The following is a 22,702-nucleotide window of genomic DNA, read 5'->3' on the forward strand; positions in this document are numbered from 1 at the left end:
ATAAATCCCGATGTGACTTCAGAGAGAAATCGCATCTAAAGCCAAATTCCGTGAGCTGAAGTCTCACAGGTTATTGCCGTAATAGACATGAGGAATTTGATGTTGCGCCTCGCCGTTATTTGCTGCATTGTTGCTTGCGCCGGCGATTTTGTAGTGACCTTTATTCTTGGGGCGATGTATCCGGGTTATGATCTCATCAGGGATTCGGAGAGTTACCTTGGTACGTCGGGCAGTCCCGTGGCGCACCTCATGAATCTGTGGAGCGTCTTTTTCTTCTTGTTCCTGTTGCTCTTTGCGGTAGGCCTGGGGTTGACGAAGCTGCGACAGGGTTTCTGGGAAGGTGTGCTGGTTTGGCTCATTGCTGCTTATGGCGCGGGTGAAGGTCTCGGCTCCGGTCTTTTTCCCTATGATCACGTGAATGGGGCACTTACTACTTCTGGAACACTGCATAGTATCTCCGGCGCTATTGGGGGCACGGCGGTGGTGTTCATTCCGTTGGTCTGCCTGAAGATCTTTCCCCGAAAAAATTATCCGGGCTTCGGTGCTTATTGTATGTTCACCTTCTTCAACGGCTTGTTCTTCATTATCCTGTTTCTGCTTGCGCACAGGGGAATTATTCCCTACAAAGGGCTTTTGCAGCGGATCTTCATTTTTAACTATCATGTTTTTATCATGATGATGGCGTTGTTGATAAGCCGGAATCTACCTGAAAGAGCGCGTAGTCCCGGTACGTAGCAATGTCAGGAGGCTCCTACGGAGCTCCATCCTCTGTTTCTCTAGGGCCGCTTTATGAAATCAGCGCATCACGATATCTTTTACCCGTTTTTGAAAAACACCGGCGCTTCATTTGTATATTGAATGGCGGATACAAAGCTCTTCAACATCTTGTTCCGGTACGTATGAAAATAACTCAGGCAAGTAGATTGCAGCTGGCCGGCCTCTATTTTTTATTGGTTCTCTCCGTTCTTCTCTCCATCGCCAGCGCCTACATCACCAATTACAACACCCGCGAAAAAAAAGAATCGACAGAAATGATCGTGCGGCGGTATCAGTCCATCGAATCAGCTGTAAAACTTCTTTCGCTTGTCAAGGATATGGAGTCAGGACAGCGGGGTTACATCATCTCCGGAGACCGCGATTTTCTGATCCCCTACGAAGGCAACAAAACCGCCATGGATCACGAGGTGGATACCCTGAAACAATTGATCCTCGACAACGAACGCCAGTCGAACCTGCTCACGGGACAGATCATCGACGTGCTCCAAAATAAATCGGAAGAGCTCGAGAACGGCATCGACATCTATAACGCTTACGGCAAAGACAGCGCTTCGAGAAGGGTGACCACCAAGATCGGCCTGGCGCACATGGATACACTCCGCATTCTTGTACAGGACCTCGTGCAACGTGAACGGGCATTACTGGCCGACCAGGAAGAAAAGCTGGAGCGCAACACCAACATCGAAGATAATGTGAGGTTCCTGGCCTTTATGCTGATCGGCTTAACTTCTGTGGCCGCCATGGTAACGCTGATCCGGAAACAACGCGCCATCCGCCAGCTGATCGAAAACCTGCAAAATGCCAACGAAGCCCTCGAAGCCAAAGTGCAGGAGCGCACCCGCGAGCTCATCGAAGCAAACCGTGCAAAAGATCACTTCCTGAGCATTGCCTCACACGATCTGAAAGTTCCCATTTCAGGCATCTATGGGCTGATCGAATTATTGAGCCTGCAACCCGCTAACCGGTCAGCCCAGGAAAAGGAATACCTGGATTACATTAAAGAGTCGTGCATAAACATGCAGCGGTTGATCTCCAATCTCCTGGATGTGAATCGACTCGGCAGGGGAGGATTTTTTATCAGCACGGGCAATACAAACATCGGCAGCATGCTGGAAAAGCTCAGGGTGGATTTTGTCAATCGCGCGCAAAGCAAAGGTATAACGTTAACGGTTGAATCTCCCGACGTGGTGTTGGATACCGATGCGGATGCGCTCACCAGGATCCTCGAAAACCTGTTATCGAATGCGATCAAGTTTTCATCTGCCGGAACAAAAGTTTACTTGCGTGTAAGTGAGATGGAAGACCAGGTCAGGTTCGACGTGATAGACCATGGGCCGGGCATCCCCGACGAAGACCTGCCCCTCTTGTTTGGAAGATTCCAAAGGCTGACCAACAAACCTACCGGAGGAGAAGGCTCAACAGGCCTCGGCCTCTCCATCGTGAAAGATCTTGCAGACCTGCTGGGCGGCGAGATCCGTGTGACAAGTGAAGTTGGAAAGGGAACTACTTTTTCTATCACCATCGGTAGCGTTGTCAAAGAAGCAGCGCCGATAAAAGAGAAGCAGAAATCCAGTTCCCGCTGATCACGCAGATCAACGCAGAACTTTCAATTACTCATTATTTGCGCACATCCGCGGTCCCCGATAGCTATCGGAACTGCGGGAAACAAAACTATTTTATCATTTTTAATACGCTAAAAATCAATCACTTACATCATAAAAATCAAAACAATCCCAGTATCTTTTTGAGGATGGGTAACAAACCCGGCGACGTGTTGATATAAGGCTGACAAAACCAAAAAATTCAGACTTATGAAAAACATGCGCGTATTTTTTAAAATGGTGCTGGCTGGTGCCATTCTTTTTTCGGCTTCCGGCTGTGACGATGAGAAAGGTGTGAAACCATCTCCGAAGATCGATGGCGAAGCATTGCTCGAGAATTTCAGCAACCATATCGATGACCTTAAGCAGGAATTTACGATCAAGGCTGCTGACGGAGGCATTGTAACCGGTGAGCAGGGAACCAAGGTGACTTTCTATTCAAATTCCTTTTTGACGCTGGATGGTGCGCCCGTGACAGGTGATGTAAAAATCGAGCTGGTGGAGATCTACAAAAAGTCAGACATGCTGTTGGGCAGAAAACCTACCAACGGAAGAACGGCCGATGGCGCCATGAGCACCCTCATCTCAGGCGGAGAGTTCTTCGTCAACGCCACGCAGAACGGACAACAGCTGAAACCGGCCAACGGATTTCTGCTGACGGCACCAGTTGATAACACCGGCGGAGCCAACGAAGGTATGTTCATCTTCAATGGTGTCGAGAAGTGTGACGGCAACGATTGTAAGCTCGAGTGGGTACAGGGACAGAACCGCGTGGAGGTTGGCCAGAAGGGCAATGGTACCGGTGGAGTTCAGCAAACTGAATACATGGCGTTTCAATCAAAATTCGGCTGGACCAACATCGACAAGTGGTACAGCGATCCGAGGCCGAAGACCACCATCCATGTTGATGTGCCCGAAGGTTATAACAAAACGAACTGTGCCGTATACCTGTCGTACGATGGTGAGCCCGCAGCCCTTGCTTCTTTCGATGTGTACGATGATGCTACCGGGTTATTCACTGAACACTATGGTTTGATCCCCATCGGCCTGCAGGTACATTTCATCTTCGTCTCTATTGTAGATGGCCAGTGGAATTACGCTATCCAGCAAGCCACCATCACGCAGAACCATGTGCAGGTGATCAGCAATGTGCAGCCTGTAACCGAGGCGCTGCTGGAGACCCTTGTCAACGATCTGCCCTGATGCCCGGTGACCGAATAATTAATTGAAGTATTTAACTGCAATTCGGTAATTTAACTCCGGATTGCAGTTGATCTTTTTTTGCTGACCAGCCCAACATTCTATGATACGACCCTATTTCATAGCGATTATCTGCTGTTATCTTCAGCACCACGCCATCGCGCAGGCGCTGAAAAGCGATACTACGGCCAGGGAGACGAAGATCACCTACTCGCTCAACGATAACGAAGCGGAGTTCTCTGCCATTACGCCACCTTTGCAGCAGATCCAGGGCGCACCGGCTGCCTTCTACACTTTCTATTGGGAGTTTGGTGATGGCCACTACAGTGTTGATCCGAAGCCGAAGCATGTTTACAAAAAAACCGGCGAGCACAAAGTGCAGCTCTGGACCACCAATAATTATGACAACGGCAAACCTCCGCCCAGCAGGCCACAAAAAATTCCTGTAAAGAAGATCACCTATGAGGATACACAAGGGGATTTAAAAGGCCTTCAAGATCATGACGGATTGCGCCTGCAGATCAACCGGGCACCAGTTCCCGATGAAGAGATCGTGGTGGTTGCCAGCTATGGAAATTCTGCCGAGCTCCCCTGCAACGGCAAGCTGTATCTTTTCTACAATGAGAACCGGTTCAAAAACGAAAATTTTGTGCTCACCGAAACAAGGACCCATTATGGTGAGAAGGAGGTCCAGGAAAACCTGACCGTGGCAATGCATACACCTCCGCATCACGCCTACGGGTTGCTGGCATCGGCCTCACCGAAGCCCACCTGGTTCCCGATGTATAACGATGATAATGACGGGCACACCTTGCAACAGGACCTGGAAGAGTCGCGGGCCAAATACCGGAGCTCGCTCATCCTCGAGTTCAACGACCTGGAAGCAGGGCAGGCGCGCAATGTGTTCTATTCATTGAAGACAACACCCGAGATGCTGAAAGATACCAACGCCATCATCACCATCCGGGGTGTGTATGTACCCGATCGTGGCAAGGATGCGCATAAGGTAAAAGACCTGGAGATGGAGATCGTTACGTCGCACGACCCGAACAAAATGTCGGTTTCGGATGCGCGATTGAATTACCGGTTTGTGAAGAATAAAAAGCTGCAGTTCAAGGTGCGCTTCCAGAACAACGGCGAAGGCCCCGCACGCTCCATCAAGCTGAATGTTGACACGTCGCCCATGTTTGATAAGCAAACCCTCGAGGTGCTCGATATGTATCCAAAGTGTCCGATCTGTCCTGACAGCACAGAAGTAACGTACAGTTGCCTGGATACCCTGTTCATGGATCAGAAGATAGTCTTTCATTTCAAGAACATCTACCTGCCCGGCAGCAATCAGAAAAATGTGGGAGAGAAAGATTCAACCCGTGGCTTCGTCAAATATGCGCTGCGGTTCAACAACAAGGTACCGAAGCGCAATTCTGTGAGTCGCACGGCTATCATTTTCGACAAGAATGAGCCCGTGCTCACCAACTATTCGTCCACACGTTTTAAGCCCGGTTTATCACTCGGTGCGAAAGTTGGCTCGAACGTGATCGCTGATCTTATGAACTCCGAAAATTATTTCGCAGGTGTGACGCTTTCACCTTACAAATCGTACAGGGGATACTGGCAGGCGGAGATCATGGTGGGGCGGCATACTTACGCTGATACGGTGAGCTACGAGCAGATGAACCTCAGGGCCGACCGCAACTATGACCTTTATGACATCCACGAGCGCAGCCGGTACACCAACACCATGCTTTACATTGTGCCAGCATCGTACCGTTACAACCTCAACGCCTTCATCGGGCTTGGTGCCGGTGTTCAGCTCAGCACGGCAGCATCGGAAACGGTGAAGAAAAATGCCACGCATGAATATTACCTGCAAGGTGGCCAGACTGCTAACGGGCAAAAACCTTTTAAGGAACGGATCGCAAGCCAGGATTATACCACCGCAACATCAGACAAAACCACCTTCACGGAGTGGAACACCGCGCTGTTTGCAGATGTTGTGCTCGGATCGTCGCGTATAGGGCCTTCACTGGGCGTACGTTACCACTATTGTTTTAATGAACCGAACACGCAATGGCAGTTCTATGCTGCCTGGAAATTCTGATGATGAAATGCCTGTCCACCATAGTGCTTTTCTTCTGTGTTGTGCTGAGCGGGTTTTCGCAGCAAGCCCGATCGTTGCCTGACAGCCTTGCACGACAGCGGAGACTGCATGACGACCTTGCGAATTTTATTTACACTTACGTGGATGCTTTTCTAATGAACCCGACAGAAGAACGGCTTTCACTGCTGAAGAACTGCGAGCGCATGTGCTGGCGGCCGCTGCGAACAGACGATGAGCGTATAGCCTATGTGATCATGCAATGCAATTATGGTTATTACGCCGCACGCTTCGGTGACATACATCAGGCAGTGGATGCCTACGAAAACGCCTGGAAGATCTACAGCCAGCACAACCTTACCGGGTTCGACATCACGGAATATTGCCTGAAGCCACTGGGCAACAGCTACAGCATGCTAGGCGATTACCAGAGCGCCGCCAATATCATTAAACACTACTTGTTCAAGGCCGAGCAAGAGAAAAATACGCAGCACCTGGTGTCGGCTATCATCAACCTCTCCATTGTGTATCACGACACGGGCAAGCAGGAAGATGCTATCGGGCTTTTAAAAAATGCACTGGGCACCAGGGATATTGCCGCATCGAAAAAAGGTGCGATCTGCTCCAATCTCGCCCGGAATTTTTTCGACCTGGGGCAACAGGCAGAAGCTTCCCGTTACGCATTGCAGGCTTTGAACCATTTTAAAAATGTGAGGGGCAATGAAGTGCTGCCGCAAGTGGTGAACACCTGGAAAATATTATCGTTGCTCAACCTGAAGAAAGGAGATACAGATGAAGCGCTGCGTTGCATTGAAAGATCGCGGAAGATCGTAACCGAAAATCCGGCCGTGTTCCAGAAACGTGAGCTGGCGAAGCTGATCTCCGAATACGCAAGCATCCGCGCGCTGCAGCAACAGCATGACGTTGCATTGAAACACTATCAGCAGGCACTGAAGCTCTTGCTGCCGGGTTACAAACCTGAAAATGAAACCGATCTTCCGGACAAGGCGATGCTCTATCCTGAGAATACGATCAAGGAAATTCTCGACGGGCTGGCCGGACTTTACATGAAACGTGATCCCGCGAAAGCGCTGCAATGTTTCGAGCTCAGCTTTGAGACTGAAGACCTGCTGCGCCAGACCTATCACTACCAGGCAGACCGGCTGCAGCAACAGGTGGAGATCAGGAACCGTACGATGCAATGCCTGACCATTTTGCATGACCTTTACGAACGAACAAAAGATCACACGTTCGTGATCCGGGCGTTCCAGCTGGCAGAGCGAACAAAAGCCGTGGTGCTGCGCGAAGCCGTTGAAGTGAATGCGCGCAGCCAATGGATCAGGCACGACAGCCTGCTGAAACGTGAACATGACCTCACATATAAAAATGCAAAGCTCGCCAGTGAGCTGGTGATGGAACAAATGAAAGGTGAAGCCGCGGATGTTGCCCACATCAATACGCTCACGGCGCGGCAGACCGAAATGTCTATCGAGATCAAGTCGCTGCAAAGGTCTATCGCCGAAAAATATCCGCAGTACAGCGCCACCGAAAGCATTGTACCCATTGACCTGGCGTTGTTGCAGCAAAAACTTGGCCGCGAAGATGCCACGCTGATGAGCTATGTAGCCGGGCAGGATGTGCTGTATGCGTTTATAATTGACAAGGGCTCCCTTTCATTCCATAAGCTGCCGCAGACACAGGCCATCTATGACCACATCCGCGCCCTGAACGACCTGTTCGCTTCACCCGCGGGCATTAACAATGAAACCGGGCGTTACAAAAAAATCGCTTTCGAGCTCAACAATCTCCTTCAGATCCCAACGGAAGCCGTAACCAAAAACCTGGTGATCGTTCCGGATGGTTTGCTGAACTACGTTCCGTTCGAGGCGCTTTTATTTCAGGCAAGCAACGCCCTGGACTATGCGTCGCTGCCGTACCTGATCAAAAAGTTCAGGGTCAGCTACGCATCGTCTACCGCGAGCTATGCCGGCACCAGCAGAACACCGGCCACTTCATTGAACGGCAGTCGCGCCCTGGCCATGTTCCCTGTTTTCAGGAACACCAACCGCGTGCTGAAACATTCGGAGACAGAAGCTCAAAGCATGCAACTGTATGTGGATGGCAAATTCCTGTTCGATAACCAGGCAACGAAAAAAGCTTTCGGAGAAAACCTTCACCATTACAACATCATCCACCTTTCAACGCATGCCGATGCGGGATCATGGCTGACTCCACCCTCCATCGAGTTCGTAGACAGCACATTGTATTTGCCCGAGGTATACGGGCTGCGGATCGATCCGGACCTCATGGTGCTGAGCGCCTGCGAAACGGGTGTCGGAAAACTGCTGAAGGGTGAAGGAGCGCTAAGCCTGGCGCGGGGTTTTCAATATGCCGGAGCGCATAACATCGTCTTTTCGCTCTGGAAGGTGAACGATCTCTCCACGGCCCGGCTGATGGCTTCGTTTTATGAGCATTACTTCGATGGCGAGTCCAAACCAGGAGCGCTGCGCCTTGCCAAGCTCGACTATCTTGCGAACGAAGGCATCGGCAATTTCCAGAAGTCACCTTATTTCTGGGCATCTTTTATTTACTATGGCGATATCAACGTCAACAGCGATCACCTGCCACAACATTCAAAGATCACCTGGTTCGAGATGGGCCTGTTGCTGCTGACGTTCCTGTTCGTGCTGTACCTGTTTTTGAGAAGACGCGACCGGCACGCCTCGCTTAGTGAGTAAACGGTAATCGGTATTCGGGTATTCGGTAATCGGTGGAGCGTACACTGATTACCGATTACTGATCACTGATTACTATAACCTGCGCAGGATTTCCCTGGCCTTAGCATAATCCTCCGACTCTTTGGGTATTTGCTCAAGGAGTGCGCGACATTTATCGTAGTCTTTTTGTTTGAGCGCGCTTAGTGCCAGGTACCAGGTTGCTTTATGCTTATAGGCGGTGTCTGAGTTTCTGATGGCGCTGAAAATGGCTTCAGCCTCGCTGATGCGGTCCGTTTCCAGCAGCGCTACACCTTTGTACAGCTGCAGCTCGCGGTTGTCAGGATCGGTCTCCAGCAACTGGTTGAGGTAACGGATCGCCTGCGTATACTGCTTCGTGTTGAATGCTTCTTCTGCCTGTTGCAGCAATGAATCTGTTCCACGTTCCGCCAGCGCCAACGGTCCGTGCGAAGCGTATTCAGTATACTCGGGCAGCGCTGACTTGCCGGTGTAGAACCACACGACCGCGATCAGCAGAATACTGGCGGCCGCCGCCCAGTGATACCATCGCAGCGAGACCACTTTTGCCTGCTTTTCCTCCCGCAATTCTGCCTGTGCTATTGCTGCAAGGCGCGCGCGCAGGCGGGCCTCCTCTTCTTCACCTGAAAATTTCGAGCGCAGGTTTTCGGTCACGGAACGATAGAGCAGAACCTTTTCGGCAAACGCTGTATCGGTGCTGATCCTGCCCTCAAAATCCTGTGTTTCTTCCGCGCTGAGCTCACCCGCCAGGTACCGGTCTATGAGTATGTAGATATCTTCATCCATCTTATTGGTCCTTTAACTTCTTGTATTCGGAAGATTGCCTGATCAGCTCGGTAAGTTGCCCGAGGCAGAGCGACTTCTTCTTCCTGACGTAGGCATAGGTGACGTTCAGCTTGGCAGCCACTTCTTCCATGGAGGGCAACTTGAACGACCATCGCAGCACTTCCTGGCATTTGTCGCCGAGCTCCCGGAGCTTTGATTCAAAAAGCCTGTTTTTGGATTCGAACAATTCGGTTTCCAGTACCAGGTTGGTGCTTTCGTCAGGTATAGATGAGGCGGTTTCGTCTATTGTTACCCCTTTTTTCGTTTTTAATTTATTGAGCCACCTGCGTTTGCATAACAGGAAAAAATACGCGTCAAAAGGGCAGGTGAGCACCAGTTTTTTATCACGCGCCTGCTGATACAGGGTGATCAGGGTCTCCTGGATCACGTCGCGGGCATCTTCGTGATCGCCGTTGTTCTTTTTAATGTACGAGACCACTTTGCCCGAAAATTTCCGGTAGATCTCCGTCAGCACGGCCCCATCGTTGGTGAGCAGCGCCTGAATGTAGCGTTGGTCGGCATGGGGTGCTGGTTCCTTATTGATTTTCATTCAGGTCTTAATTTACTTCAGCCACGCCTTTTTTTCATTCCAATAAATTAGAATATTTAAGCCTCTGCCATAAACCCCCAACCCTGGCGCAGAATACGTTATGACGAAAGATGCCCCCACGAAGCGCTTACCGTGTTCGTTATTTCACTGCATTGATCGGTCCGCCATTAAACTTGCGGTAACAATCGCCTTTTTACACCTGCTGGTGTTGTCATCGCCGGCGCAGAAAACATTTATTTCAAAACACATCACTGTCAATGATGGCCTCCCCCAGGGTTTCGTTTCGGGCATCGTTCAAGATGATGATGGCTTCATCTGGCTGGGTACCCGCGACGGACTCGCCCGGTATGACGGCCATGAGTTCAAGGTCTTTTATTCCAACGACAGGCGTGCCACCAACATTTCTTCCAACATCATCACCAGCCTCTACCGCGATCGCAAAAACCGGATCTGGATCCTGCACGAGTCGAAAGCCATCGATGTGCTGTATCCACGCGAGGAACGGTTCGAAGCTTTCACCGGCGACTCCGTCTACCAGGCGGTATACAAACATTTCAGTCCCAACTTTATCAGTGTCGATTCGCAAGACAACGTCTGGCTTATTGATCCGGGAAACGGACTTTGGAAGATCGACCTGAGCGCGCACCGGGTTTATCACCTCTCGAAACGCGAAGCCGGTTTGTTGTGCGATACGGTGAGGGGCATCATCGAAGCGCCCGACAAAAATTACTGGGTCTTCATGCAGAAAGGTGTGCAACGGCTCGATCGGCAAAATCAAGTGGTCCATTCGATACCGTTCGGTTTTCCTGTGGCGAAAGATGTCAACATCAACCGGAACTTTGCCGAGGGGCTTGCCATGGTCGATGACAACACTATCCTGATCCGTGAGATGAACGGGCTTTTTTTATTCGACACAAAACAATTTTCGGTTCGTGAAATACCGGTTGATGAAAAATCACCTGCCGAGATCCCGCCCACCACGCAGCCACAACGGGAGCCTGGCGGCAACCTGTATGTTGAAGTCATGAGTGATCTTTATCAGTACGATCCAAAAGAAAAAAAGGCCACCAAGGTCTGGGGCGGAGTGCTGGAGCAGGCACAATCGTTCCTCATCGATCGCTCCGGTGTGGCGTGGTTTGGCAACAGCGCCAGTGGCCTGCAGATGCTCAACCTGAGATCGTTGCCGTTCCAGTCGTACACTTACACATCCGGTTTTTTTGTTGACCTGCTCCAACAGCTCGACTTAAAGTTCGACAAGGCCAGGTGGGTCCCGCATCCGCACACACAACAATACGCACGCGATATACAAACCCGCTGCGATTACAACAGCAAGGGTGCGCTGTGGATGGTTTCCGGTGCACACGCGGCCGTAGCTGACCTTCGCACAAAAACATTTACGGAGTTGCCATTACTGGAAGGCAATGATCCCGCCTTTTATTTCACGCCCATGACCATCAGCAACGATACCTGCTGGCGCGTTTATTCCTTTACGGGAACTCCGGTTTATTACGACGCTGGTAAAAAAGCATGGGCTTATCCACTGGGCGCAGATTGGCGACTGACCAATCCCACCAACATTCTTGACATCGTAAAAAAAGGTGATATTCTCTGGGCCACCACTAAACACGACGGGCTGATATCCATCAACGTATTAACCGGTGAAACTCGCTGGTACAAACAAGGGCGCAACCCCGACTCATTGCCTACCAACGAGCTAACGGATCTTGAGCGCGACCCCATCCACGACAGTGTAGTATGGATCGGCACGCGGGCAGGATTGGTTCGTTTCAATCTGCAGCAGGGGAAGGCTATGACATTCGCTGTGAAGAACGGTTTGCCCAACAACACCATCTATTGTATTGCAGCCGATGAAAAAGGTTTCCTCTGGCTCTCCACCAACAAGGGTTTATGCCGGTTCGATCCTGTTTCTTTTACGATGCAGAATTTTTCCAGCAGCGACGGCCTGCAGGGAGATGAGTTCAATTCGTTCCACAAGCTGAAGCTCCCCGATGGCCGTATTGCTTTTGGCGGCACCGCAGGATTTACGGTATTCGATCCGCTTCAATTTGTGGATGATACCTTTCAGCCAGACGTGAGACTTACCAAGGTGAAGATCAACAACCAGGAGGCAGACCTGGGTGCTGGCGGCGCGCTGAAAACGCTGTTAGACGAACCCGCCACCCTCGCGCTGGACTACGATCAGAACTTTATCACCTTTTATTTTGCCGGGTTGCAGTTCAACAATGTTGATAAGATCCAATACCGTTATCGCCTGAACGGGTTTGAAGCGCACTGGAACTACAGCGGCCACCTGGGCATGGCCAACTACACGAAATTACCACCCGGTGAATACACGCTCGAGCTGAATGCCACCAATACGTCGGGTGTGTGGAGCAAAAACGTAAGGCAGGTTTTTATTACCATCGATCCGCCGCTGTGGGAAACAAAAGGCGCGTACCTGTTCTATGCCATCTTGCTCATCAGTGCAGTAATCGGGTACGTGCGGTACACTGTAAAAAAGATACGTCTCGAAAACCTTGTAGACCTGAAGAACAAAGAAGCGGAGCAGCTCAAACACCTGGGCGAGATCAAGAACAGGTTCTTCACCAACATTACGCATGAGTTCAGAACACCTTTGACATTGATCATCTCACCGCTGGAACAGATGCTCAAGGGCAATGAACTTCCGGAAACGGACAAAAAACAGCTCAGGCTCATTCAGCAGAACTCGCGTCAGCTTTTGCAGCTCATCAACCAGCTGCTGGATCTTTCGAAGCTCGAGGCTGGCCTGATGCAGACCTCTGTCGCACCGGTGGATCTTGAAAAATTCGTGGAAGGATTGGTTATGCCTTTCTACAGCATTGCCGCCAGCAACCACGTGGCGTTGGTGTTTCAAAGTGAGGTCAATGGCCGCGAATATTTCATCGACAAGGACAAGCTCGAGCGCATTGTCACCAATCTTTTATCGAACGCCATCAAATTCACACCCGCAGGAGGGCGCATAGAAATGATGGTAAAAAGTGCGGATAACAGGAACGGCCACGACCTGATCAGCCTGCGCATAGCCGATACGGGAATCGGTATTCCTGCCAACGCGCTGCCGCGGATCTTCGACCGTTTTTATCAGGCCGACGACCGGGCAACCCGCACGTATGAAGGAACAGGCATCGGCCTCTCGCTGGTGAAGGAATTGACGAACCTGCTCAAAGGAACCATAACGGTTGAAAGCACCGTAGACAAGGGAACTGTTTTTACGGTAACGCTTCCGCTGGATCGATCCGGTAAAGTGGCAACTGAAATTTCAGACAGCAAGGTGATCACGTCTGCTAATGAAGCCAGACCTGCGGATCAACACCCTCCTGAAACGATCACCTCCGATCATGGCGGCAAACCGGTGATACTGATCGCTGAAGACAATGATCAGCTGCGGGGTTTTCTCGCCGAGCAGCTGGCCAAAACCTATTCGGTGATCACGGCAGCCAATGGCAACGACGCCTGGGAGCAGGCTGTAAAAGAAATGCCCGAGCTGATCGTTACCGATGTGATGATGCCTTACATGGATGGAATCACGCTGAGCAAAAAAGTGCGTGAGACCGAAGACACCAGTCACATCGGGCTCATCATGCTCACCGCAAAGACATCGGTTGAAAACAGGATCGAAGGGCTTCAGACCGGTGTCAACGACTACATCGCCAAACCTTTCAGCTTTGATGAGCTGCAATTACGGATCGCCAACCTGCTGGGGCACCAGAAAAAACAACGCGCGTATTTTTATAACCAGCTCCTGAAAAACAATGCGGAGCCTTCGCCCGCGCCCGTAGAAAATGAGTTCCTGACAAAAGCCTACCGGTTCCTGGACGACGGTCTCGAAGACAAGCGCGCCATTGGTGTGGAAGACCTGGCCAGCCACTTCAGCATGAGCTCACGCACCCTGAACCGTAAACTTTCAGCGTTGGTTGGCATCACGGCCAGCGAGTTCATCCGCAATTACCGGTTAAGCAAAGCAACCACGTTGCTGGTAAAAGACCTCACTGTGGCCGAGGTCTCTTACCAGGTTGGGTTTGAGAGTCCGCAGTACTTCGCTCAATGTTTTAAGGTGCTGTACGGGGTCACGCCAACGGAGTATGTTCAGCAGCGGTCGGAAAAACAGTCTAATGATCCCGATCGTATTTCTTCCAGTATTGCTGAACTGAAATATCCATCCACGACGATACTTTGATTTCAAGCGTTGCCGGCCCATAAACTAATTCCAGTAAATTCAGGCACCGCATTGATATGGCTAAAGATGCGATCAAAGCCTACAAAACTTTGAGAAGCAGTAGCTGCATCCTTCAGCGCGCCGGATATCATTCCTAATAAAAGCATCTTCTGTTGTTTGGGTCTCAGGTTGCATACAATAGGGCTTCCTGAATCACCTTTTACACCTTCTATTGATGTATGAATCAATCCACTGTCTTCTATTGTTGTTATTTGCCCGCTTCTCTGCAATGACACGTGCCCTTCAATTATATTGTAAACGACGTAATCGTCGTCCTTGAATTTATTAAAATCGAGAGGAAGTCTGGTGTTAAACGTACACGTACCCTTCGATGGATCATAGGTAGTTAGATCATAATCGAAAGATGGCCTTGCCCTATGGATACAGTCGTCGCTGCCTTCAATTAAAGCAATGTCCAAGAATTTATACGAATCTTTCACCATCATAGTCCTGGTCAGGTATTTCAGCTTTCCTATCGGCGAAGAGAAATGATCGGAAACTACCCTTTTATCTTTACTTTCATCATCGTCTTTAAATAGAATAGCGTCCGTTCCATCGGGTATCAAAGTCACATCGAATGAATGACCCGACGCAAGCAAATAAAGCTTCTTTCTCTCGGGGTGATGGAGTAATGCACAAACAGAGCTGTAAGTTTGTGTCAACGCGCCCTTACTTCTTGTATAGGACATAATTCTGCATCCTGGAAAAATCGTTGCCATACATTAGCTCAATTGAAAACAAATAGTATTATCTCTGAATGAAGGTTCGAGAAACGCTTCCACTGCCATGGTGGCCGGTTTTGCATGCGCAACGGCCGACAATAATATCTCCTCCGCTGCCCTGCCCTCTGAAATACCCGGGATGCCCACGATGCCATAGCTGACAGAACCATTGGGCGTTGTAATACCTTTTGCATTGAACCACGATTGTATGGCCGTTCCTGCGCCGATCTTTGAAAGAAGCGCAAGAAAATCGTCAGAGGGATACATGTTAGGATGCACATCCCACAGGGCGATGACCAGAAAAACCTCACTGTTGTTGGCATATTTTCCGATGAGGTCCACAGCGCGTTTATAAGTATACTGTGTAGTGAGGCCATCAAATATAAAGCTGCCCGTTACCAATGTCTCCAGTGTATGACGGCTGATGGCGGCTACCTGGATACCGGGGCCCTGGAACTCCGGCTTCTTCAGGCTCTTTCCATTCACATCGATATATCCGGAAGCCTTGTTCATGGCTCCTTTTCCGATGATCTTGATGCTGATGTGATTATTGGTGTAATAATCCAGCGCTTCTTTCATAGCATCGTACTGGTTATCGCTGAACAGGTTGTAGATCGGTTTTAAATTGAAAGAGATCGGCATGGGTGCGCGTCTTACATCGCCCAACCAAGCTTCGAACACGTCGTTGAAGTTTGATCCGTAGCCCGGCAGTATGGCGTTCAGGGTTGAGTTGGGGCCGATAGCTTTCAGCTTGACGGTACGTCGCTCCGCCCATTCCTTGCCTACGCTGGACCATGCAACCCCTGCGCTGGCTTCGCCGCTGACAAACGCTGCATTGAATTCAAGTTTCAGCTTGGCGGAGATATCCGTGCTTGAATAGCTGTACGATTTGTCGATATACATGCAGTAGTCCATTCGTCCACCCATTTCAACGCCATATACATAGTGCGTTCCATACTTCTCGAAAAACCTTATGAACCGCCGTACATTGTCATTATTGGCGCGATCAAATTTTTTGGGCAGGTTCAAAAAGTCAGGGTCCTTCAAAACATGTTGGTCGAGGCTATTGGCAGAATCGTCGATCAGCTGAAGCCTGAATGAGCTCGACTTCATCATTAACAGCGCCATGTGATGTTCAGAGGTGGTGTTCCGCACCTCGGAGAATTGCGCATCGAATTCGCCACCGAAGGCAACCGAGCTTCCTTTTACGTTCAGCTCCATTGACAGGGAGCTCGAAAAGTCTGATTTAGAGTCGAATGTGATGCAGGTACCATCTTGTTTCCCGGTGGGCTCGGGGTCGGCAACATTCTGTGTCATCACGTAATCGATATCCGCGGCGCTGTCATTCCAGATGCGGTCATCGGGTTTACTGGTATCGAACAATACCGCTTTGGCCGAAGAAGAATCAAGCCTGCCAAAAATGTCAAATCCTTTTCCTAAAATTCCATGTCCTGGAATTGTGCCTTTTACTTTTGTAATGAGCTTTTCCATAGTTATAGGGTTTTATCAAATGATTAAGCAGAGATCAGTCAAAACAGCAGTGTAAAAAAAATGGAGACAGCCAGGATGCCGGATCACGCCCCCGCCTGGCTCGCAAGCCCCCAAACCGCTCCATTCTTGAAAATCGACCTTACAAAGATGCAGCGGACACAACGGTTGGGATGTATGATCTCAGGACAGCTTTGGTAAATTTTCGGACAAACGGGGGGTTAGATGTGAGATTTGAGACAGGAGATAAAGACCGGAATATGTCCTTAAGGTTTCAAGTTTAAGGTTGAAAGTTGAAAGCTGGTTGCGGTTTTTGGTTAGGTGACACACAAAGGCCAGGACACGTCTGATCCATGAATAGGGGCCAAGTTTTCAGTAGCCGGTAAGTTGTGATTGGTTATTTGAGCTCGGGCTTGATAAAAGACCAGTGTGTTTGAATGATCTTCCATTGACCGCTATTATCACGCTGGTATACTTCGGTGCAATTCCATTTGGAGGCAATGTCGCCGTGATATGAAAAAAGATTGAACGTTAATACCGCCATATCATTCACAGCCTGTACGCGGCAGTTAGGCATGTCGTAGTGTGACACGTGTATCTGCCCCCTGATCGGTTCATAGTATTTTTTCAGCGCTTCCAGTCCGTCTAACCTTTGTTCTGTAAAAGGATCAAAGTAGACCACATCGTCGGCGGAAAGCGCAAGATATCCGTCCGGATCACCCTGGTACCATTTTGCCAGGGCAGCCTTTTCCAGCGCAATGATGGTTGCCGATACATCCGTAGTGGGAGTGGTCATTGTTGCCATACACGATCATTTTTCAGGTGCTCAACAAAGGTAGCGCCGCGTTCGAAAGCAGCGTAATAAAAAACCCGGAAGAAAAGACACTTTTTCAGGGATTGGATTGCCTTCGAAATTGAAGGGGTGTGGCGTGGGTATGTGTGCTGAATGTCCTTATGAAATAGGTGGTATTTTCGTAATTCAGCGCGCTGGCAATTTCATCGATGCTTCGGTCTGTATAACGCAACATCCGTTTGGCTTCCAGGATATTTTGATTGAGGATGTATTTTTTGGCGCTGACGCCAAGCTGATCTTTTACAAGGCTGTTCAGGTGGCCGGCCGTGATGTGCAGCTGCCCGGCGTAATACTCAACGGAGCGATGCAGGTGATGATGGGCACTCACCAGTTGCACGAAACTGCTCACATGCCTGTTCATACGTTTTTCTCCAGATGAGGGATAGGCCGACATGAATTTCCTGTTCAGCAGTGCCAGCACCTGGTACAACAACGCCCGAAGCACATGGGTGTCGGTACTTTTGAATACGCTGATCTCGTTTTTTATATCTTCCAGCAGATTTGAAATGGTACGGAGGTCAGCCGGCGTTAGCATCAAAACGTGCGCCGGCGCATCCGAATGAAAGCATGAAAGATGCTTCACAAACCGTGCATCGTTGAAGAACGTGCATAAAAATTCCTCCTCAAAGATCAGCGCATACCCTTTCGGGATGTTATCGATGCGCCACTCCCGGATCTGGTGCGGCGCGCTGAAGAATACACTGCCTGCAACGATGGGCCGTTCACAGTTGTCGATGATGAAGGTGCCCTGTCCTTCAGCAATGATGGTGATATCATAATACGTCAGGCGCTGTACCGGCGAAGAGCGGATGTATTTTTCAAGATCTTCAAGACGGATCAGGTCGATGAGCAGCTCCTCACCGTACTTGGTCTTGAAAAAATCGTATTGCGTGATCATGTGGCATCCATCGCGGATAACCTAATTTAAGAAATACATTTGAGATACAAACGTCTCATCCGTATAGCCATCGATCACAAGTCTCCCACATCTCAAAATCTACCTGCGATTGATCTGAGATAAAATGGTTGGGTCCTTGATCTTATCATCTTCCGCCAGCAGCACAGCCTTGCTGAGGATGACTGAGAGCAGGTGATCTTCTTCAAAGGGCAGGTATACTTTTTCCGTGGGGCCTCCGCCACGCAAGGGCACAATGCACAGGTATTGATCGTTCGGTTCCATCAGAATGTTGCCACTGCCCATGTGGATCTTGTAGGTCCTGAACTTGCCTTTCACTACCAGAAACTTTTTATCGAACGAGCACAGCGGCGCGATCTTCATACTGGGGATCAGATCGCGCAGCACCTGCTCGCGCATCTTTGCTGACTCAGTCAGGTCGCCAAAGGCATACGACTGCCAGTAGGTGTTCATGAAGGGTGTTCCCGAATCATTCCAGTTCGGGTCGTTGCCGATGCTGGTCACACCTACAAAGAGATCTACATCGCGCATCACCTCGGTGAAGGCCAGCGCGGGCACATCATAAAGTGGTATGGGCTCATTGTTATCCCTTACAAACCTCACTTGGTCAGTTGCAACGTGGTTGAAGATACCGGCGTCGTTCGTTTCCATGTGGTGGTCACTGTCTATATAATATTGCGCCGTGATGCCCCACGATGGCAGACGCAGCGTGGGCGTGTTGTGCGAATCCCAGGCGCCCATCAGATGATACATCCATCCACGCTGCTTGCACAATGCAGCGAACTGATGCTGTCGTAAAATGTGCGCGGCATACCGGTTGGAATACAGCTCTGTATTGACCTCCGCATCCGTAAGAATGTATACTTCGCGGAATGCCTGCTTGAAAGGTTGTACAACTTTGTGTTTTCTGATAAAGCTGCGCCAGGCCAGAACCTCGGCGGTGGTAAATCCAACAGGATGCCACAACTGCACGCGTGTGTCGTCGCGGAGCCAGCTGATCTCCTTTTCGTTCACATCCACGATCTTTCCATCCATGAAAAAACCCTGCGCTTTCTGATCGCCTTCATAAAAGTGCCAGATCAGTCTCCTGGCGATGCCGGCGGTGAACGGATGATCGCGATACAGCTCACACCAGCGCCTGAATTGCCACTCTCGCTGGTGCAGGTAACTTTTTTCCACCCTGTCTTTTACTGCGGGAAGCAGTGATTCAATTTCCTTGATCGTGTTCTTTAGATCTTTTAAGCCGGCGATGTAGTGATCTTTGACCTCGGCCGGAACGCTCTTCTGCTTTTTGCCGTCTTTTTCCCAGCTGAGCGTAGCGGTGTCAACATCATAAATGCCTGTAATGTTGCCGAACGCCAGGCTGAGCTTTCCATTCACGATCTCAAAATCGGGCATCGACAACTCCTGCAGCTCATGCTCGGTTACCCCATGCGCTTTTGCCGTGTTAGCGATGTACCGGTCTATCGTTTTCAGGATCGAATTGTTCTTGATGCGCGACTTGAACTTCGAAAGTCTTGAGACTCCGTCTTTCAGCGGTAGCTGACTGAAAGCAAACATACATGCCGACCCCGTTTTGATAGAGATCGAACCGAAGACTGGCTTCTTCTTGTAGGCCCAGGCCGCATAGTCGTCAAGTTGCATGTTCAGCGCCTTGTGATTGATAGTGCCGGCTGCCCATATAAGGCCTCTCAGAATGTTGTGATTTTCATCGCGCAGGAAATCGGTCTTTTCGCGCGTCTGGTGCGATTCCCTGATGATCTCCTTTACCAGGGCCAGCCACGCGGTCAGTGTTTCGGCATATCGCTCCTCTCCAATAGACGCAACCATGGCTCCGGCTTCTTTCAGCCATTTTGCCGAAGGGTCACTTTTGCTCCCGCCTTGCCTGCTATGCCCGAATAATTTTTCCCAAAACTTTTTCTCCTCTTCTGATAAAGTGCTGAAGAATTTCTCAAGCACTTCGCCCCACCGGTCATACTTGTCGTACGCAGTCTCACCCTGGTTACTGAGAAGAAAGGTGATATAATTTTCTCTTTTGGTCTCCGCTGGTGACAGAAAAGACCTGGAACCTCTTAATGACAGATTGAGTAACGCCGATCTCAACCCGGTGGTGACACCTTTCTTTTTGATCTCCCTTTCCAGAATGGATATAAAGGTATTGTTGGGTATCACTTCGGCGAACATGCCGGCTTTGTTCACACGCTTCAACCCTTCTGAGATCGTGATCAGGTCATTATCGTCAAGGTCAAGATCATCCAGCAGCAAAAATCCGATCAGTCTCATGCCGGCCTTCCATGGATCTGGGCCCATGACCTTTCCCTGCGTCACACGGTTAATTGCGAAGAACAGGAAACTCTTGCGCGCTGCCATGTCCATGTTGGGATAAGGCTGATAACTTTTCAAGGGCGCGAACGACATGAGGGCATATCCTTTTTCAGTAGCCAAGGCTTCGGCCACGATCCTCTCGAACATCGCTTCAAAACCGGCGTCAGCTTGTATGCTGGAACTTAAAGAAGCGCTCGCGGCAGACTCCGGGTGTTGACCTCCCGGATCCTTCTTTTTTAAAAAATCGAACATTCCCATAGATGTGGTCAGCCCCCGACAAGAGGCGTCAGTTTTAGAAAGCTTACAGTGGTAGATGATTTTACATGCACTTCCTGATCAAGTGCTTCAGCCTGCTTGTTATCGATCAGCACAAAATATGCGTTCTTTTGAAACGCATCCAGCGCAATATAGACCTGTTTCTCGGGATCGACCTTCTTGCGCACTTTCATCTTATAACCATTCAGCGTGCTTTCCGCATCGGTAGGCTGAACCAGGCCCTGAAAATATTCGGGTAATTTGGCGTTGTAGGCGTCAACCTCAGCGATCACGCGTGCCTCAATAATGTCTTGTACCGTTACCTTGTCGGTTCTTAGGGGAACCCTCATTTCATGGGTGACCTTACCGGCGCCGGTTCTGTCCCTGATTGTCAGGACCACTGTTTCCATAGGACGATTTTTGTTTGAACCAACATACGAAAAAAGCATCTATTTTCTCGGGATGTTTTTTCAATGAGCGTCTGGTGAAAGGTTCTGTAAAAGTTGTATGGAAAAAGTACACTTGCCGCATCCTGGCTTTAAACACTAAACCTATGGCTGAAATATCTCAAAACAACGCCCACAAAAATGGGGGCAAAGTGAGGGCAAAAAAATCATCCACCAGAATAGACATGACCCCGATGGTCGATCTCGCTTTCCTGCTGCTCACCTTCTTTATTCTCACCACCACTTTCAAAAAAGATATGGCTATGGAGCTCCAGATGCCTGACAACTCACCTTCTCCACCGCAGCTGCTCAATGCAGACAAAGCACTCTCCGTGGTGCTCGCCGGTGATAACAAGGTGTACTGGTGGACCGGCCCCGAGCCGCAAGCCAGGTTAACAAACTATTCAAAGGATGGTATCCGGAAAGTCCTGCTCGAGCGACGCAAGGATGTTCCAGACATCATGGTGCTGATCAAACCGATGGACGAAGCTAAATATGAAAATGTGGTTGACGTGCTCGACGAGATCACCATTACCGGCATCACCCGTTACGCGATCATGGATATCACCGACGATGACAAAACGATACTTCCGTCACCTGTGGCAGGGCTGTAAATGAGTTGACAGTTGACAAGAAAACAGTTGACAAAGGTGGGCACTAAGCTAAGAACCTGCGGCTCGATTCACTGTTAGGAGTGTTGGTGAAGAACACCAACACTGGCACCCACTGAACACCAGCACTGGCACCCAACCCGGTTCACTTTGGTCAATTGCCTTGTTGTCAACTGGCAAGATCAGGCGATCTTGGTAGTGGCCAACGTCTGAGACTTTTTAGTTTTAACGATAGCGCTTGTGATCAGTGAAAGGATCAGGCCGGTAACCGGAGCGGCGAAGAAACCGATGATCATAAACGAGCCGAGGTTGAATTGCTGTTGTGCCTCCGCTGCCGTCATTTGTCCTGTTGAGGTTACATACTGGATGGTATTGGCAAACAAGTCGGAAGAAATAACCGAAACAGAGAGCCACGTGGTGATCAGGCCGAGAAAGGCAACAAATACCGAAAGTATCAGCCCGCTGCCCAGCGCCTGCTTATATGAAATGATCCCATCATAATAATTTTTGCGTTTGTCGAACCCCGCCAGCAGATAGAGCACAAAAGCGGGTATCAGGATCAACGTATTGAATAGCTGTCCATATTGAATGGCGGTGTCGTCAAAATTAAGCGCCTTGGCAATCAGCGCCCAGACGAGGTTCATGATAGCGAAGATCAATGACCATTTGATCTCAATCGAAAATCGTTTCATAAGTGTTTTATTTTTTTGGAGTTGAACATTTTACGAAGCGCATGCGGGTCTATCTTTTGGATCGTGTCATGTGTTTCGTTTTTATGGAAGCAAAAATATAAGGTCAGTGAAAGCCAGGCGAGTGGCTATAGCGACAATTTGTAGGGCTGTTTGCGACATTAATGAGAGGAATGTGGTGGATGGAGATTGGAGATGTTGGTGAAGAACACCAACATCGGCACACAGGTGAAGAATACAACATCGGCACGTCAACATCGGTGCAGAGGGGACGTTGGTGAAGAACACCAACGTCGGCACAGTCGGCACACCAACACGACGGTGAGCGGAATGAT

Annotated in this window: 16 protein-coding genes; 7 read left to right on the forward strand and 9 right to left on the reverse strand. The window is 49.8% G+C overall.

Annotated elements, in window-relative coordinates:
• The first annotated feature begins 87 nt into the window (after nucleotides 1-87).
• The 5 genes from KK083_RS10475 (at nucleotide 88) to KK083_RS10495 (ending at nucleotide 8,414) form a co-directional block, all read left to right on the forward strand.
• Nucleotides 88-735, forward strand: coding sequence for a DUF998 domain-containing protein (locus KK083_RS10475; protein WP_254163173.1), 648 nt, complete (start codon nucleotides 88-90; stop codon nucleotides 733-735).
• Between the two features lie 164 nt (nucleotides 736-899).
• Nucleotides 900-2,360, forward strand: coding sequence for a sensor histidine kinase (locus tag KK083_RS10480; protein ID WP_254163174.1), 1,461 nt, complete (start codon nucleotides 900-902; stop codon nucleotides 2,358-2,360).
• A gap of 228 nt (nucleotides 2,361-2,588) precedes the next feature.
• Nucleotides 2,589-3,581, forward strand: a complete 993-nt coding sequence (locus KK083_RS10485; RefSeq protein ID WP_254163175.1) for a hypothetical protein — start codon at nucleotides 2,589-2,591, stop codon at nucleotides 3,579-3,581.
• A gap of 100 nt (nucleotides 3,582-3,681) precedes the next feature.
• On the forward strand, nucleotides 3,682-5,679 hold the full coding sequence (locus tag KK083_RS10490; RefSeq protein WP_254163176.1) for a DUF7849 domain-containing protein: 1,998 nt from the start codon (nucleotides 3,682-3,684) through the stop codon (nucleotides 5,677-5,679).
• Nucleotides 5,649-8,414: a CHAT domain-containing protein gene (locus tag KK083_RS10495; protein WP_254163177.1), complete on the forward strand. Its 2,766-nt coding sequence runs from the start codon at nucleotides 5,649-5,651 to the stop codon at nucleotides 8,412-8,414. The genes KK083_RS10490 and KK083_RS10495 overlap by 31 nt, the downstream gene beginning before the upstream one ends.
• Before the next feature lie 72 nt (nucleotides 8,415-8,486).
• Here KK083_RS10495 and KK083_RS10500 read toward each other — a convergent pair whose 3' ends face one another.
• Together KK083_RS10500 and KK083_RS10505 are read right to left on the reverse strand one after the other, a co-directional pair.
• Entirely contained in the window at nucleotides 8,487-9,215 is a 729-nt protein-coding gene (locus tag KK083_RS10500) for a tetratricopeptide repeat protein (protein ID WP_254163178.1), read from the reverse strand.
• A gap of 1 nt (nucleotide 9,216) precedes the next feature.
• Nucleotides 9,217-9,804, reverse strand: a complete 588-nt coding sequence (locus tag KK083_RS10505; protein ID WP_254163179.1) for an RNA polymerase sigma factor — start codon at nucleotides 9,802-9,804, stop codon at nucleotides 9,217-9,219.
• A 205-nt stretch (nucleotides 9,805-10,009) separates the two neighbouring features.
• On the opposite strand from KK083_RS10505, the gene KK083_RS10510 reads away from it, so the two are divergent.
• Nucleotides 10,010-14,023: an ATP-binding protein gene (locus tag KK083_RS10510; protein ID WP_254163180.1), complete on the forward strand. Its 4,014-nt coding sequence runs from the start codon at nucleotides 10,010-10,012 to the stop codon at nucleotides 14,021-14,023.
• A 2-nt stretch (nucleotides 14,024-14,025) separates the two neighbouring features.
• Here KK083_RS10510 and KK083_RS10515 read toward each other — a convergent pair whose 3' ends face one another.
• The 6 genes from KK083_RS10515 to KK083_RS10540 all read right to left on the reverse strand — a co-directional run bounded on the left by KK083_RS10515 (nucleotide 14,026) and on the right by KK083_RS10540 (nucleotide 21,031).
• Complete coding sequence (locus KK083_RS10515) at nucleotides 14,026-14,781, reverse strand: hypothetical protein (protein WP_254163181.1); 756 nt, start codon at nucleotides 14,779-14,781, stop codon at nucleotides 14,026-14,028.
• A gap of 3 nt (nucleotides 14,782-14,784) precedes the next feature.
• Nucleotides 14,785-16,275, reverse strand: coding sequence for an MAC/perforin domain-containing protein (locus tag KK083_RS10520; RefSeq protein WP_254163182.1), 1,491 nt, complete (start codon nucleotides 16,273-16,275; stop codon nucleotides 14,785-14,787).
• Between the two features lie 394 nt (nucleotides 16,276-16,669).
• A complete protein-coding gene (locus KK083_RS10525; RefSeq protein WP_254163183.1) occupies nucleotides 16,670-17,077 on the reverse strand; it encodes a YybH family protein in 408 nt (135 codons plus the stop codon).
• Between the two features lie 85 nt (nucleotides 17,078-17,162).
• Complete coding sequence (locus KK083_RS10530) at nucleotides 17,163-18,023, reverse strand: AraC family transcriptional regulator (protein ID WP_254163184.1); 861 nt, start codon at nucleotides 18,021-18,023, stop codon at nucleotides 17,163-17,165.
• Nucleotides 18,024-18,122: 99 nt separating this feature from the next.
• A complete protein-coding gene (locus tag KK083_RS10535; protein ID WP_254163185.1) occupies nucleotides 18,123-20,618 on the reverse strand; it encodes a DUF4132 domain-containing protein in 2,496 nt (831 codons plus the stop codon).
• 14 nt (nucleotides 20,619-20,632) lie between these two features.
• Entirely contained in the window at nucleotides 20,633-21,031 is a 399-nt protein-coding gene (locus tag KK083_RS10540; RefSeq protein WP_254163186.1) for a hypothetical protein, read from the reverse strand.
• A 143-nt stretch (nucleotides 21,032-21,174) separates the two neighbouring features.
• Between KK083_RS10540 and KK083_RS10545 the strand changes: the two genes are divergently transcribed.
• Nucleotides 21,175-21,681 (forward strand): ExbD/TolR family protein, encoded by a 507-nt coding sequence (locus KK083_RS10545; RefSeq protein WP_254163187.1) that lies wholly within the window; start codon nucleotides 21,175-21,177, stop codon nucleotides 21,679-21,681.
• Between the two features lie 179 nt (nucleotides 21,682-21,860).
• Here the strand turns inward: KK083_RS10545 and KK083_RS10550 are convergent, their stop codons facing one another.
• Nucleotides 21,861-22,370, reverse strand: coding sequence for a DUF4199 domain-containing protein (locus KK083_RS10550; RefSeq protein WP_254163188.1), 510 nt, complete (start codon nucleotides 22,368-22,370; stop codon nucleotides 21,861-21,863).
• Nucleotides 22,371-22,702 lie beyond the last annotated feature (332 nt).

Source organism: Chryseosolibacter histidinae (assembly GCF_018598225.1).
In the GTDB taxonomy this organism is placed as follows: domain Bacteria; phylum Bacteroidota; class Bacteroidia; order Cytophagales; family Cyclobacteriaceae; genus Chryseosolibacter; species Chryseosolibacter histidini.

What these genes read in the sequence shown, in the direction of transcription:
- KK083_RS10475 (WP_254163173.1), top strand. Translation starts at nt 88, where the DNA reads ATGAGGAATTTGATGTTGCGCCTCGCCGTTATTTGCTGCATTGTTGCT.
- KK083_RS10480 (WP_254163174.1), top strand. Translation starts at nt 900, where the DNA reads ATGAAAATAACTCAGGCAAGTAGATTGCAGCTGGCCGGCCTCTATTTT.
- KK083_RS10485 (WP_254163175.1), top strand. Translation starts at nt 2,589, where the DNA reads ATGAAAAACATGCGCGTATTTTTTAAAATGGTGCTGGCTGGTGCCATT.
- KK083_RS10490 (WP_254163176.1), top strand. Translation starts at nt 3,682, where the DNA reads ATGATACGACCCTATTTCATAGCGATTATCTGCTGTTATCTTCAGCAC.
- KK083_RS10495 (WP_254163177.1), top strand. Translation starts at nt 5,649, where the DNA reads ATGGCAGTTCTATGCTGCCTGGAAATTCTGATGATGAAATGCCTGTCC.
- KK083_RS10500 (WP_254163178.1), bottom strand. Translation starts at nt 9,215, where the DNA reads ATGGATGAAGATATCTACATACTCATAGACCGGTACCTGGCGGGTGAG.
- KK083_RS10505 (WP_254163179.1), bottom strand. Translation starts at nt 9,804, where the DNA reads ATGAAAATCAATAAGGAACCAGCACCCCATGCCGACCAACGCTACATT.
- KK083_RS10515 (WP_254163181.1), bottom strand. Translation starts at nt 14,781, where the DNA reads ATGGCAACGATTTTTCCAGGATGCAGAATTATGTCCTATACAAGAAGT.
- KK083_RS10520 (WP_254163182.1), bottom strand. Translation starts at nt 16,275, where the DNA reads ATGGAAAAGCTCATTACAAAAGTAAAAGGCACAATTCCAGGACATGGA.
- KK083_RS10525 (WP_254163183.1), bottom strand. Translation starts at nt 17,077, where the DNA reads ATGGCAACAATGACCACTCCCACTACGGATGTATCGGCAACCATCATT.
- KK083_RS10530 (WP_254163184.1), bottom strand. Translation starts at nt 18,023, where the DNA reads ATGATCACGCAATACGATTTTTTCAAGACCAAGTACGGTGAGGAGCTG.
- KK083_RS10535 (WP_254163185.1), bottom strand. Translation starts at nt 20,618, where the DNA reads ATGTTCGATTTTTTAAAAAAGAAGGATCCGGGAGGTCAACACCCGGAG.
- KK083_RS10540 (WP_254163186.1), bottom strand. Translation starts at nt 21,031, where the DNA reads ATGGAAACAGTGGTCCTGACAATCAGGGACAGAACCGGCGCCGGTAAG.
- KK083_RS10545 (WP_254163187.1), top strand. Translation starts at nt 21,175, where the DNA reads ATGGCTGAAATATCTCAAAACAACGCCCACAAAAATGGGGGCAAAGTG.
- KK083_RS10550 (WP_254163188.1), bottom strand. Translation starts at nt 22,370, where the DNA reads ATGAAACGATTTTCGATTGAGATCAAATGGTCATTGATCTTCGCTATC.